12 protein-coding genes and 1 pseudogene are annotated in these 12,705 nt (G+C 72.4%); 8 read left to right on the top strand and 5 right to left on the bottom strand.

The features are described from left to right. Positions 1-21 precede the first annotated feature (21 nt). On the top strand, positions 22-648 hold the full coding sequence (locus ACZ418_RS13990) for an HAD family hydrolase (RefSeq protein WP_468361969.1): 627 nt from the start codon (positions 22-24) through the stop codon (positions 646-648). Here the strand turns inward: ACZ418_RS13990 and ACZ418_RS13985 are convergent. Then, positions 624-875 carry a hypothetical protein gene (locus ACZ418_RS13985; protein WP_451554623.1) on the bottom strand — a complete coding sequence of 84 codons (252 nt, stop codon included), beginning with the start codon at positions 873-875 and terminating at the stop codon, positions 624-626. The two genes, ACZ418_RS13990 and ACZ418_RS13985, sit on opposite strands and share 25 nt — an antisense overlap. A gap of 153 nt (positions 876-1,028) precedes the next feature. Between ACZ418_RS13985 and ACZ418_RS13980 the strand changes: the two genes are divergently transcribed. Further along, entirely contained in the window at positions 1,029-1,412 is a 384-nt protein-coding gene (locus tag ACZ418_RS13980; protein ID WP_055708594.1) for a cold-shock protein, read from the top strand. A 7-nt stretch (positions 1,413-1,419) separates the two neighbouring features. Here ACZ418_RS13980 and ACZ418_RS13975 read toward each other — a convergent pair whose 3' ends face one another. The 4 genes from ACZ418_RS13975 to ACZ418_RS13960 all read right to left on the bottom strand — a co-directional run bounded on the left by ACZ418_RS13975 (position 1,420) and on the right by ACZ418_RS13960 (position 5,238). Next, positions 1,420-2,298 carry a 1,4-dihydroxy-6-naphthoate synthase gene (locus ACZ418_RS13975; protein ID WP_468361964.1) on the bottom strand — a complete coding sequence of 293 codons (879 nt, stop codon included), beginning with the start codon at positions 2,296-2,298 and terminating at the stop codon, positions 1,420-1,422. After that, positions 2,288-2,995 (bottom strand): futalosine hydrolase, encoded by a 708-nt coding sequence (locus ACZ418_RS13970; RefSeq protein ID WP_468361961.1) that lies wholly within the window; start codon positions 2,993-2,995, stop codon positions 2,288-2,290. The genes ACZ418_RS13975 and ACZ418_RS13970 overlap by 11 nt, the downstream gene beginning before the upstream one ends. 11 nt (positions 2,996-3,006) lie before the next feature. Next, positions 3,007-3,480, bottom strand: coding sequence for a DUF2771 domain-containing protein (locus tag ACZ418_RS13965; protein ID WP_468361959.1), 474 nt, complete (start codon positions 3,478-3,480; stop codon positions 3,007-3,009). A 351-nt stretch (positions 3,481-3,831) separates the two neighbouring features. Next, complete coding sequence (locus ACZ418_RS13960; protein ID WP_468361956.1) at positions 3,832-5,238, bottom strand: MFS transporter; 1,407 nt, start codon at positions 5,236-5,238, stop codon at positions 3,832-3,834. Positions 5,239-5,527: 289 nt separating this feature from the next. Between ACZ418_RS13960 and ACZ418_RS13955 the strand changes: the two genes are divergently transcribed. The 6 genes and pseudogenes from ACZ418_RS13955 to ACZ418_RS13930 all read left to right on the top strand — a co-directional run bounded on the left by ACZ418_RS13955 (position 5,528) and on the right by ACZ418_RS13930 (position 12,620). Next, entirely contained in the window at positions 5,528-6,454 is a 927-nt protein-coding gene (locus tag ACZ418_RS13955; RefSeq protein WP_468361953.1) for a DUF3027 domain-containing protein, read from the top strand. 4 nt (positions 6,455-6,458) lie between these two features. Beyond that, positions 6,459-6,962 (top strand): GNAT family N-acetyltransferase, encoded by a 504-nt coding sequence (locus ACZ418_RS13950; protein WP_468361950.1) that lies wholly within the window; start codon positions 6,459-6,461, stop codon positions 6,960-6,962. Between the two features lie 150 nt (positions 6,963-7,112). Further along, on the top strand, positions 7,113-10,262 hold the full coding sequence (locus ACZ418_RS13945) for a sacsin N-terminal ATP-binding-like domain-containing protein (protein WP_468361947.1): 3,150 nt from the start codon (positions 7,113-7,115) through the stop codon (positions 10,260-10,262). 10 nt (positions 10,263-10,272) lie between these two features. After that, a pseudogene (locus ACZ418_RS13940) lies at positions 10,273-10,601 on the top strand (calcium-binding protein); the annotation flags it as partial. A gap of 191 nt (positions 10,602-10,792) precedes the next feature. Beyond that, positions 10,793-11,659 carry a hypothetical protein gene (locus tag ACZ418_RS13935; protein ID WP_468361944.1) on the top strand — a complete coding sequence of 289 codons (867 nt, stop codon included), beginning with the start codon at positions 10,793-10,795 and terminating at the stop codon, positions 11,657-11,659. 130 nt (positions 11,660-11,789) lie between these two features. Further along, positions 11,790-12,620 carry a hypothetical protein gene (locus ACZ418_RS13930; RefSeq protein ID WP_468361942.1) on the top strand — a complete coding sequence of 277 codons (831 nt, stop codon included), beginning with the start codon at positions 11,790-11,792 and terminating at the stop codon, positions 12,618-12,620. Positions 12,621-12,705 lie beyond the last annotated feature (85 nt).

Raw genomic sequence — 12,705 nt, 5'->3', positions numbered from 1 at the left:
GTGGGTGACATCGCTGACAGAATGACGCATATGACATTCACCGTCGGATTCGACCTCGACATGACCCTGATCGACTCCCGGCCCGGTATCCACGCCTGCCTCACGGCGCTGTCCGAGCGGACCGGGACCTTCATCGACGCCGATCTGGCGGTGACCCGGCTCGGGCCGCCGCTCGCCGAGGAGCTGATCAACTGGTTCCCCGAGGAGCAGGTGCCCACGATGGCCGACCTGTACCGGGCGATGTACCCGGCGATCGCCATCGCCGCGACCCCCGCCATGGACGGCGCCCGGGAGGCGATAGCCGCGGTGCGCGCGGCCGGCGGGCGGACCATGGTGGTCACGGCGAAGTACGAGCCCAACGCCAAGCTGCACCTGAGCCACCTCGGCATCGAGCCGGACGTGGTCGTGGGCGACCTGTGGGCCGAGCAGAAGGCGGAGGCGCTGCGCGAGTACCGCGCCGGCGTGTACGTCGGCGATCACGTCGGGGACGTGCGCGGGGCCCGTACGGCGGGAGCACTGTCGGTCGCCGTGGCGACCGGACCCTGCCCCGCCGACGAGCTGCGCGCCGCCGGTGCGGACGTCGTCCTGGCGGACCTGTCCGGCTTCCCGGCGTGGCTGGCCGACTACCGTGAGGCGCCCCGCGCCTGACGCCGGCCGGCGGCGATCGACCGCAGGACGCCCGCCCCGGCGACGAGGAAGCCGACCGCCATGAGCATGCTCAAACCGAACATGTACGTCGGAAAGGGCTTTGCGCCGAGGAACAGCGGGGCCACCGTGACCAGAGTGGCCGCGGCCCCGATGAAGAAGACGATCGCACCGGCGCGGATCAGCCGGTCACCGGGCGCGGCGGAATTCGTTTGGGTTTTGTCACGCACCGGACCAGGGTAGTTCCCAGCGCGAGGGAACAACCGGGGGACGTCTTGTCACCCGCCCCCAGACCATTAGCCTTGATAGCGGCGGGTCACGGTGGACCCGCTCTAGTGCTATCAGAGCACTTTTCCCGACTAGTACGAGGACGAGGACAGACGGTGCCGACCGGGCGTGTCAAATGGTTCAACAGTGAGAAGGGCTTCGGCTTTCTCTCCCGCGACGACGGCGGTGACGTCTTCGTCCATTCCTCTGTTCTCCCCGCCGGAGTCGACGCACTCAAGCCGGGACAGCGCGTGGAGTTCGGCGTCGTCGCCGGTCAGCGCGGTGACCAGGCGCTGTCGGTGACCGTGCTGGAGCCGACGCCGTCGGTCGCCGCGGCCCAGCGCAAGAAGCCGGACGAGCTGGCCTCCATCGTGCAGGACCTGACGACCCTTCTGGAGAACATCACGCCGATGCTCGAGAAGGGCCGGTACCCGGACAAGGCCTCCGGCAAGAAGATCGCCGGTCTGCTGCGGGCGGTCGCCGACCAGCTGGACGTATAGGCACCCGTCAGGGAAACGCGAGCGCATCCGGGCCGAGGGGCGGCACCAGCCCCTCGGCCGCCGCGCGTGTGAGCAGGCCGCGGACCGCGGCGTAGCCGTCCTCGCCGAGGTCGGCGGTGAACTCGTTCACGTACAGGCCGATGTGCTGGTCCGCCACGGCCGGGTCCATCTCCTGGGCGTGTGCCAGGACGTACGGCCGCGACACCTCGGGGTCGTCCCAGGCGGCGCGCACCGAGGCGCGGATGGAGTCGGCGAGCCGCGTCAGCGTGCCGGCGCCGAGCGAGCGCTTGGCCACGATCGCGCCGAGCGGGATCGGCAGCCCGGTGGTCCGCTCCCAGTGCTCGCCCATGTCGGCGAGCTTGTGCAGCCCGTAGTTCTGGTAGGTGAACCGGGCCTCGTGGATGACCAGACCGGCGTCCACCTTGCCGTCCCGCACGGCCGGCATGATCTCGTGGAACGGCAGGACCACGATCTCGCCGACCCCCTGCGGAAGGGTGTCGGCCGCCCACAGCCGGAACAGCAGATACGCCGTCGACTTCTCGCTCGGGACCGCGACCGTACGGCCCGTCAATCCCCCACTGCCGAAAGCGCGGGAGGTGCCCCCAGCGCCCGGCTCGCGCGTGAGCACCAGCGGCCCGCAGCCCCGCCCCAGCGCACCGCCGCACGGCAGCAGCGTGTACGCCCCGAGGACGTACGGCAGGACGGCGTACGACACCTTCAGCACGTCGAACTCGCCGCGCTCGGCCATGCCGTTGGTGATGTCGATGTCGGCGAAGGTCACGTCCAGCGCGGGGGCGCCGGGGACGCGGCCGTGGACGAGGGCGTCGAAGACGAAGGTGTCGTTGGGGCAGGGGGAGTACGCGATCTGCAAGGGTTCACTCGTCATGTGGGTTCCAACTCTCCAGTACGGGGAGGAGCTTCCCGAACGCCTCGGTGAGGGCGGTGAGGGCGTCGCCGATGCGCCAGGCGGCGCGGTCGCGCGGGCCGACCGGGTTGGAGACCGCGCGGATCTCCAGCACCGGCGTGCCGTGCGCGGTGGCCGCCTCCGCCACCCCGAACCCCTCCATGCCCTCGGCGAGCGCCCGAGGGTGCCGGGCCCGCAGCTCGGCGGCGCGGGCGGCGGTGCCGGTGACGGTGGAGACGGTCAGGATCGTGCCGGTGCGGGCGCCGGTCGCCTCGGCCGCGGCGCGTACGACCGGCTCCGGCGGCCGGTGGGTGACGGTCCCGAAGCCCAGTTCGGTGACCGGGAGGAAGCCGTCGGCGGTCTCGGCGCCCAGGTCGGCCACGGTGATCGCGTCGGCGACGACGAGCGAGCCGACGGGCGCCCCGGGCTGGAAGCCGCCGCCGATCCCGGCCGAGACGACCAGGTCGTACGGGGCGCCTTCGAGGAAGGCGGCGGTCAGTGCGCCGGCGGTGGAGGCGGCGGCGAGGGCCGGACCGACGCCGGCGGCCAGCAGATCACAGCCGGTCGCGGTACGGCGCAGGAGTGCGCCGGGGAGCCGTGTCTCGCTCCCGGCTCCGGGAAACGCCCGTGCCACCGCGTCCCGCTCGACGGGGACCGCGGTGGCCACAAGGACGCGCACGGAAGCCGTGATCAGGCCTTCTTCAGCTTGAACGACCACATGCCCTGGTTGGACTTCTCGCCCATCCGGATCGTGACCGTGTTGATGTCGCCCTGGGTGCCGTACTGCTGGTTGAAGAACGCGCTGCCCGGGATGGTGCGGTAGGTCTTCTTGCTGACGTCGGTGAACTGCTGGCCGTTCACCAGCAGGACCCAGCCGGCGTCCGCGATCTTCGGGTCGACGCCGACGCGGACCGTCTCGTCCTGGTCGACCTTGATCGACTTGGCCTTGCCGACGTTCTTGACGCACGTCGCCAGCGACTTGGCGTCCAGCGCGTTGCCGTCGTTGTAGCACATGGCCTCGGAGTTGACCGAGCTGTCGCCGACGGTGACCGTCGCGACGGGCGTCGGCTTCTCGCAGGCGGAGAGCAGGAGCAGTCCGGCGGAAACGGCGCCGGCGGCGGCGACGGCGCGGCGGCGTCGCACAACGGATTGCAGCGTGGTCATGGCCGAAGGCTATCTGGCGCCCGGAGCCGTCCGCCCACGTGGGGTGCGGCGTGCCCGGTTCGTTACGCCAGCCGTGCCTGCGGTTCGGGAAACCGTGTCCGCTTCGTTATGCCGAGGTCAGAATTGTGCCGGACGCAATGCCGAGGTGGGGGCGCTGTCGGGCACGTGGGGCGGCGTGGGCTTGGGTCGGACGTCGGGTGGCGTCGGGCCCGGTCGGGACGTGGGGCGGCGTGGGGCCCGGGCGGGACGTCGGGTGGCGTCGGGCCCGGGCGGGACGGCCGGCGTGGGGTTGGGTCGGGTGGCGTGGGGCCCGGTCGGGATGTGGGGTGGCGTGGGGCCGGGTCGGGCGCGTCAGGCGACGCGGGGCCGGGCGCGGCCGCCCTGGCGGGCCGAGGCGAGGAGGCCCTTGAGGGTGGTCAGCCAGCCGACCGCCACGAACACCGCGCCGACCAGCAGGCCGACGGTGCCGTTGAGCGGCAGCACGATGCCGACGGCGCCGCCGAACACCCACGCCATCTGCAGCAGCGTCTCCGAGCGGGCGAACGCCGAGGTGCGCACCAGCTCCGGCACGTCCCGCTGGATCAGCGCGTCCAGGGCCAGCTTGGCCAGCGCCTGCCCGAACCCGGCGACCGCCGCGAGACAGGCCACCAGCAGCGCCCCGAAGAACAGGGCGGCCACGATCGCCGTGCCGAGCACCACCGCGACGACGGTGACGATGATGATCTCCGGGGCGCGTGATCTCAGCCAGGCCCCGACGGCCGTGCCCAGCGCGTTGCCCGCACCGGCGGCGACACCGACTATGCCGAGCGAGACCGCCGCGCTCTCGCCGGTCAGCGGGTGCTCGCGCAGCAGGAAGGCGAGGAAGAAGATCAGGAAGCCGGAGAGGCAGCGCAGGGCGGCGTTGGCGCCGAGCGCGTGGGTGACCGCGGGGCCCACGGTCCGCAGCCCCGGCCGCTTCGCCTGCTCCCTCCTGCGCTGCGGCCCGTGCAGATGCTGCTCGTCGGCCGCGAGCAGTGCCACGTCCTCGCCCTTGGCCGAGTCCACCTTGGGCGGCAGGGAGAAGGACAGGAACGTTCCCGCGACGAAGATCACGAAGGCGCCGTACAGCGGCCAGGGATCGCCGACCTGGTGCAGTCCCGCCGCGACCGGCGCGGCGACACCGGTGGCCAGCAGCCCCGCCAGGGTGACCCGCGAGTTGGCCTTCACCAGCGAGAACCGGGGCGGCAGCAGCCGGGGCACGACCGCACTGCGGACCACCCCGTACGCCTTCGACGCCACCAGCACGCCCAGCGCGGCGGGATACAGCTGGAGGCTGCCGCTCGCCACGGCGCCCGAGATCACCAGCGCGAGCAGGGCACGGGCCAGCATGGCCCCGGCCATCGCGGCGCGCCGGCCGTGCGGCAGCCGGTCGAGGAGGGGGCCGATGACCGGTGCGAGGACGGTGAAGGGCGCCATCGTGATGGCGAGGTAGAGCGCGACCCGCCCGCGGGCCTCGTCGGTCGGCACGGAGAAGAACACGGTGGAGGCGAGCGCCACGGTGATCATCACGTCACCCGCGCCGTTGACGGCGTGCAGCTCGATCAGCTTGCCGAGCCCCGACTCGCCCGCCCCGTGCGCATGCGTGGCCCTCCGGATCCCGCGCGCGGTCCCGGTGACCGGGAAGTGCAGGGCACGCCCGACGGAACGGACGGCGCCACCGACCCGGCTCGCACCGCCACCCCGAACACCACGCCTGTCCGCGGTCGCCACGTGCTTCATAGTGCCCCGAGAAGCGGCCGGATAGTGCGCATACGACGCGCATGGCGCCGAACCGAACCGCGGGGGCGCTGTGCCGGGTCGGGTGTGCGGGCAGGAAAAATTGCCGCGTGGCGGCGATGAATCTCGTTCGGTGTAGCGTGCCTGTCTCAGCCATAACGCAGAATGGATGGCAGAGGTGCGTCCAGCGCGCGGATGCAGACGTCGATGCGGTCCCCCGGTCCGCTCCGTCGGCAGAGCCGCCGTCAGGCAGCCGCACTCGACGAGACGGCGTAGGAGAGAAGCGATACCTGTGAGCGCAGCGACAACGCGAAGCCGCACCCCCGACCGCCTGTGCGCCGAGGCGGTCGACCTCGCCCGTTCCGCCGCCGAGGAGGCCGCGGCCCCCGGTGTGGTCGGGGAGCACGCCGGCCTCGTCTCCGAGGGCGACCGCGTTGTCACGCACTTCTTCGAGTGCAAGGAGCTGGGCTACCGCGGCTGGCGCTGGGCGGTGACCGTGGCCCGCGCCTCCCGCGCCAAGATCGTCACGCTCGACGAGGTGGTCCTCCTCCCCGGCCCCGACGCCCTGCTCGCCCCCGAGTGGGTCCCGTGGAGCGAGCGGCTGCGCCCCGGCGACCTCGGCCCCGGCGACCTGCTCCCCACCGACCAGGACGACCTGCGCCTGGAGCCCGGCTACACGGGCGAGGAGGAGCCGCCGCCGAACTCGGTGGTCTCCCACGAGATGGCGGAACTGGTGGAGGCGGAGGACGCCGACGTCACCCCCGGTGCCCCTGCCACCCAGCCCACGACCCCCACCCGGGGCTCGATCGCAGCGGTGGCGGAGGAACTGGGCATGCGCCGGGCCCGTGTCCTGTCCCGCTACGGCCTGCATGTCGCCGCGGACCGCTGGGAGGAGTCGTACGGCCCGAAGACCGCGATGGCCCAGGCGGCCCCGGCCACCTGTATGTCCTGCGGTTTCCTCACCCCCATCGGCGGCTCCCTCGGCCAGGCCTTCGGTGTCTGCGCCAACGAGTTCTCCCCGGCCGACGGCCGTGTGGTCTCCCTGGCCTACGGCTGCGGCGGCCACTCGGAGGCCGCGGTCATGCCCAAGCCCCCGCAGCCTGCCCCGCCGGTCATCGACGAGACCCGGGTGGACCCCTTCCCCCTCCGCCCCGCCCGCGACTCGGGCTCGGTCCCGGAGGCGGGCGACGAGGAGACGGCGGAACTGGGGCACTCCTGACCCCGTGATCGTCAGACTTGCGACGCAGCGGGACATCCCCGGGTTCCTCGCGCTGGCGGCCCAGGTCGAGCACTGGTTCGGCCCGATGGTGGACGACCCCGGTTTCACCAGGGCCGTGGAGAGGAACATCCGCCGCTCCACGGCACTGGTCGCCGAGGAACCGGGAGCTGGCCTGCTCGGGGCCCTGCTCTTCGGGGGTGCGGACCCGGTCCACAAGGTCCACTGGCTGGTCGTCTCGGAAGCGGCCCGGGGCAAGGGCGTCGGCCGGGCCCTCATGGCCGACGCGACCCGTCGGTTCGTGCACGGTCCGGGCACCGTCGAGGTGGTCACGTTCGGCCCGGACCATCCCGGCGCGGTGACGAGCGGCGCGCGTGCCTTCTACGAGAGACTCGGCTTCACCCCGGCCGAACCGGCCGGCCCCGGCCCGGAGGGCGGCTCCCGGCAGGTCTACCGCCGGGCGGTCCCCGCTCAGGTCCAACGGCAGCCCCCCGCAACGCAGTTGCCCTGAAGGATTTGGGTGGGTTTGCGGCTGACCGCGGGGGGCCGCGGCGGGCGGCGCCCGGTGTCGCTGCCACGGGATACGATCCGCAGGCGCGAGGCGCTCCACCCCGGCGCGGTGCCAGGGGCTCCTCGCAAGAAGCCGGGAGGATGGGTAAGCGTGAGCAGCAAGTACGTGCGGCCTGCGGCCGAGGGTGCCGATCCCTTCGGGACGGCCCGGCTGCGCCGTGGTGTCCTCGACGCCTGGGCCACCAGCCCCGCCCGGTTCCGTGAGGACGCCAACGCCGAGGAGGACCTGGTCCTCGGCGGCTACCGGGACCGGCTCGTCGTCGAGCTGGCCCAGAACGCCGCCGACGCCGCCGCCCGGGCGCGGATGCCGGGGCGGCTGCGGCTCACCCTGCGCGACGGGGTCCTCGTCGCCGCCAACACCGGTGCCCCGCTGGACGCGGCCGGAGTCGAGTCGCTGTCCACGCTGCGCGCCTCGGCGAAGCGGGACACCGATGCCACCCAGGGCGCCGTCGGACGGTTCGGCGTCGGCTTCGCCGCCGTACTCTCGGTGACCGACGAACCCGCGATCGTGGGGCGGCACGGGGGTGTGCGGTGGTCGCTCGGCGAGGCACGGGAGCGGGCCGCAGAGACCGCCCGGCACAGCCCCGGGCTGGGGGACGAGATCCGGCGCCGGGACGGGCATGTGCCGCTGCTCCGGCTGCCGTTCGCCGCCGAGGGCACCGCCCCGGACCCGTACGACACCGCCGTCATCCTGCCCCTGCGGGACGCGGCCGCCGCCGATCTCGCCGAGCGGCTGCTGAACTCCGTCGACGACGCGCTGCTCCTCGCCCTGCCGGGCCTGGAGGAGGTCGTCGTGGAGGTCGGCGGCGAGGCGCAGCGGGTGCTGCGGCGCCGTACCGAGGGCGCCGTCGTCGTCGTGGAGGACTCGCGCGAGGGCGCCACCCGGTGGCGTACCGCCGCCGCCCATGGCCCGCTCACCCCCGATCTGCTGGCCGACCGGCCGGTGGAGGAGCGGCTGCGGCCCCACTGGTCGGTGACCTGGGCCGTGCCCGAGGACGAGGGCGGGCGTCCGGTGCGGCCGCGTACGACGGCCGTGGTGCACGCACCCACGCCCAGTGACGAACCCCTCGGTGTTCCCGCCCTGCTCATCGCCTCCTTCCCCCTCGACACCACCCGCCGGCACACGGCTCCCGGTCCGCTCACCGACTTCCTGGTGCAGCGCGCCGCCGACGTCTACACCGAACTGCTCGCCGACTGGCGGCCGGTGACGGACGGGATCATCGACCTCGTACCGGGACCGCTCGGCAAGGGCGAGCTGGACGGGGCGCTGCGGCAGGCCGTGCTGGAGCGGCTGCCGCGCACTGAGTTTCTCCCACCCGCCCACCCGGCCTTGGCGTCGAAGGCGGACGGCGACCACGAGCTTCCGGAGGTGCTGCGCCCCAGGGACGCGGAGATCGTGGAGGGTGCCGGGGCCGCCACCGTCCGGGTGCTCGCCGAGGTGCTGCCCACGCTGCTGCCCGCCGGTCTCGAACGGCGCGTGGAGCTGCGCACCCTCGGGGTCGCCCGGCTGCGGCTCGCCGACGCCGTCGACCGGCTCGCCGGTCTGGAGAAGGACCCCGACTGGTGGTGGCGGCTCTACGACAGCCTTGCCGGGGTAGATCCCGACCGGCTGTCCGGGCTGCCGGTGCCGCTCGCGGACGGGCGGACCACCATCGGCCCCCGGCAGGTGCTCCTGCCCACCCCGGACGCCGCCCGGATCGACGCGGACGTCCTCGGCCGGCTCGGGCTGAAGGTGGCCCACGAGGACGCCGCGCACCCGCTGCTGGAGAAGCTCGGCGCGCTGCCCGCGACCCCGCGCGCGGTGCTCACCACCCCGCAGGTGCGGGCCGCCGTCGCCGCCTCGCTGGACGAGGAGGGCGCGATCGGGGGCTGGGAGGAGGACGCTCCGGACGCGGAGGAACTGGCCGAGACCGTGCTCGGGCTGGTGCGGGACGCGGACCTGGAGCCCGGCGACGAACCCTGGCTCGGCGCCCTCGCGCTGCCCGACGAGGACGGGGAACTGGCCCCCGCCGGTGAACTCGTCTTCCCCGGCAGTCCGTTCGCCCGTGTGATCCGCGAGGGTGAACTGGCCGCCGTGGACCACGACCTGGCCGACAAGTGGGGCGAGCAGCCGCTGGCCGCCTGTGGCGTGCTCGCGAACTTCGCGCTGGTCCGCGCCACCGACGTCGTCCTCGACCCGGACGAACTGGAGCCCCGGGAGAGCGACTTCGCCGAGCCCGACGACGCCGGGCTGCTGGATGCGGTCGACGTGTGGTGCGAGGACATCCTCGACCGCTTCCCGGACAGCCCGGTGCCTCCGGTCGCCACCGAGCTGGTCGCCGTACGCGATCTGGACCTGGTGGACGACGAGCACTGGCCGCAGGCCCTCGCGCTGCTCGCGCAGCCCCCGCTGCGGGACGCCCTCACCCAGCCGGTGCGCATCCTGCTGCACGACGGCACGCACGAGATCGTACGGCCGTACACGGCGTGGTGGCTGCGCGGTCATCCCGTGCTCGACGGGCGCCGGCCCGCCGGTCTGCTCGCGGCGGGCGGTGATCCGCTGCTGCGCGGCCTGTACGACGAGGCCGACGCGACCGGGTTCGAGGACGAGCAGGTGCTGCGGGCGCTGGGGGTGCGCACCTCCGTCGCGGCCCTGCTGGACGAGCCCGGCGGTGCCGCCGAGCTGCTGGACCGGCTGGCCGACCCCGGCCGACCGGTCACCGCCGCCCAACTGCACGGACTGTACGGCGCGTTGGCGGAGCTGGATCCGGAGCAGGTGACGCTGCCGGACGAGCTGCGGGCCGTGGTCGACGGCCGGGTGGAGGTCGTGGACGCGGGGGAGGCGGTCGTGGTCGACTCGCCCGATCTGCTGCCGTTCACCGGCGGGGTCGCGCTGCTGCCGGTACGGCCGTCCCGCGCGGCCGAGCTGGCGGAGCTGTTCCAGGTGCGGCGGCTGAGCGAGTCCGTCACCGGCGAGGTGCACTCCGAGGGGACCGAGCACGACGTACCGGAGTCGGTGCGGGTGCTGCTCGGGCCGGGTACGCCCGAGACCTACGTCGAGCACGAGGAACTGGTCGTGGACGGCGTGGAGATCGACTGGCGGCTCACCGACGACGGAGTGCTGCACGCGGCCACCCTGGAGGGGGTGGCGGCCGGGCTCGCGTGGGCGGCCGGGCAGTGGCCCCGGCGGTTCGAGGTGGCGGCCCTGCTGGAGGACCCCTCCCGGACGGAGGAACTGGCCAGGGACCGCTGGTTCGACTGACGGCACCCCGCTGTCCGCCCTCGCCGTCCCGGCAGCGCAGGCCGACGGCGGCTACGGCGACACCAAGATCACCAAGGTGGTCGTGGACGGCGACAACAAGGTGTCCATGGGCGTCTCCAGCCCGGTGACCATCAAGGTCAGTGTCACGGCCACCGACAACTCGGGCATCGAGGGCGCCGAGTACTTCACGGCGACTTCGTCTGGAGGGAGAAGGCCGGTTCCTTCTGGTTCCAGCGCGCCGCCAGGCTCACGGTCAACGCCGCCCCGGAGCAGGTGAAGAAGGGCGGGACGCTCACCGTCACCGGCGCGCTCACCCGCGCCAACTGGGAGTCGCTGAAGGCAACTCGACCACCTCCGCGGTCAGTGCCGCCGGTGACTTCGTCGACGTGCAGTAGCCGTCGGGTTAATCCGCCGGAAACTCACGGCATCACCCGTACAACCACTCCATACCTTCACGGGTCTGATCACACGAGTCGACTGACTCCCTGATCACTGGACCCCGTGTCCACCTTCTCCACACAGGGGAACGCATGCGCATACGTGCCACCGTGGCCGCCGTCTCCGGCGCCCTGGCCCTCTCCGCCTTCGTCGTGCCGGCCGCCCAGGCCGCCGGCTCCGCCCCGTCGTACCAGACGGAGGCCGCGAAGGCGCTCCACACCTCCGGCAAGTCCGCGTTCAGCACCGCCGAGGGCGCGGACCTCGGCGTGACCTTCTCGAACCTCAAGATCGCCTCGGCGGTCAAGGTCGGTACGACCAACCACGTCTCCACCACGGTCACCTACACGCTGACCCACGGAGCCAACTACGACGTCTCGTCGGACGACTTCGCCACCGGCCCCTTCATCTACAAGGGTTCCTCGCCCGACACCGCGAGCAACGTCCTGTTCGGCGACGCCCCGGCCAACTGCACCCCCACCTCGTCGACGACCGCCGACTGCACGGGCCTCATCGACATCTACCCCGCCGACGACGAGCTGCTCAACTCCGACGCGGGCACCTGGAACGCCGGCGCGCTGGCGCTCCAGTACAGCACCGGGGACAGCTCCGTGCAGGGCGGCCTGGGCACCACCAACGTCCAGCGCTACTCGAAGCTGACGGTCAACGCGGGCCCCGAGCCGATCGCCAAGGGCAAGACCCTCACGGTCACCGGCAAGCTCTCCCGGGCCAACTGGGAGGACCACCTGTACCACGGCTACACCAACCAGCCGGTCAAGCTGCAGTTCCGGAAGTACGGCACGAGCACGTACAGCACGGTCAAGACGGTCTACACCGACTCGTACGGCAACCTGAAGACCACGACCACCGCCAACTACGACGGCTACTGGCGCTTCTCCTTCGCGGGCACCACGACCACCCCGGCGGTCAACGCCACGGGTGACTTCGTCGACGTGCAGTAATGGATCAGTAAGCGCGGCACAAAATCCGGTCCGCGGGGGCACCAGCCGTACAACCAGCGGCATCCCCCGCGGATCTGATCGCGTGAGTCAACCGACTCCACGATCACTTCTCCCTCCAGGGGAAACGCACATGCGCACACGTGCCACCGTGGCCGCCGTCTCCGGCGCCCTGGCCCTCTCCGCCCTCGCAGTCCCGGCCGCGCAGGCCGTCACCGACTCGGGCGCGCCGTACACGCTGAACGCAAGCTTCTCCAACGTCTCGATCGCCAAGTCGATCAAGGTGGGCACCACCAACGAGGTGACCGTCGCGTACTCGTACACGCTGACGCACGGCACCGACGTGAACATCGCCGCGAGCGACTTCTACACGGACGCCTTCCTCTACCACGGCACCTACAGCGACACGGCCCCCGAGCTGTACGGCGACAACCCGGCGACCTGCACCGCCACCTCGCCGACGACGGCCACCTGCAAGGGCTCCATCAACATCTACCCGGCCGATGGCGACCTGAAGAACGCCTGGGCCGGCAGCTGGGGCGTGGCCGCCGAGGCCGTCGCCTTCAACGGCCAGGACCAGCAGAACCCCGACATGAGCAAGGTCGGCTACAAGGACCAGAGCGGCCTCGGCACGACCCTGGTGCAGCGGAACTCCAAGCTGACGACCACCGTGAGCTCGACGTCCGTCTACAAGGGCAAGAGCGTCACGGTGTCGGGCAAGCTGACCCGGGCCGACTGGGAGCACCACACGTACAACAACTTCGGCGGCCAGCCCGTCAAGCTCCAGTTCCGCAAGGCCGGCACGAGCACGTACACCACGATCAAGACGGTCTACACCGACACGTACGGCAACGCGAAGACCACCGCCACCGTGAACTACAGCGGCTACTGGCGCTACAGCTTCGCCGGCGTCTCGACGACCCCGGCGGTCAGCGCCACGGGCGTGTACGTGGGCGCGAAGTGATGTAGCGCCCCCGAAGGGGCGCGGGGCTGTGTCGATATGCGGCTCCGCCACGTGGGCGCGACCAGCCACAGCGGACCCGCAGTTC

The sequence above is a fragment of the Streptomyces sp. NPDC030820 genome (assembly GCF_055572075.1).
This window is presented reverse-complemented; position numbering and strand designations above follow the sequence as displayed.

What these genes read in the sequence shown, in the direction of transcription:
- ACZ418_RS13960 (WP_468361956.1), bottom strand. Translation starts at nt 5,238, where the DNA reads ATGAAGCACGTGGCGACCGCGGACAGGCGTGGTGTTCGGGGTGGCGGT.
- ACZ418_RS13930 (WP_468361942.1), top strand. Translation starts at nt 11,790, where the DNA reads ATGCGCACACGTGCCACCGTGGCCGCCGTCTCCGGCGCCCTGGCCCTC.
- ACZ418_RS13965 (WP_468361959.1), bottom strand. Translation starts at nt 3,480, where the DNA reads ATGACCACGCTGCAATCCGTTGTGCGACGCCGCCGCGCCGTCGCCGCC.
- ACZ418_RS13990 (WP_468361969.1), top strand. Translation starts at nt 22, where the DNA reads ATGACGCATATGACATTCACCGTCGGATTCGACCTCGACATGACCCTG.
- ACZ418_RS13975 (WP_468361964.1), bottom strand. Translation starts at nt 2,298, where the DNA reads ATGACGAGTGAACCCTTGCAGATCGCGTACTCCCCCTGCCCCAACGAC.
- ACZ418_RS13935 (WP_468361944.1), top strand. Translation starts at nt 10,793, where the DNA reads ATGCGCATACGTGCCACCGTGGCCGCCGTCTCCGGCGCCCTGGCCCTC.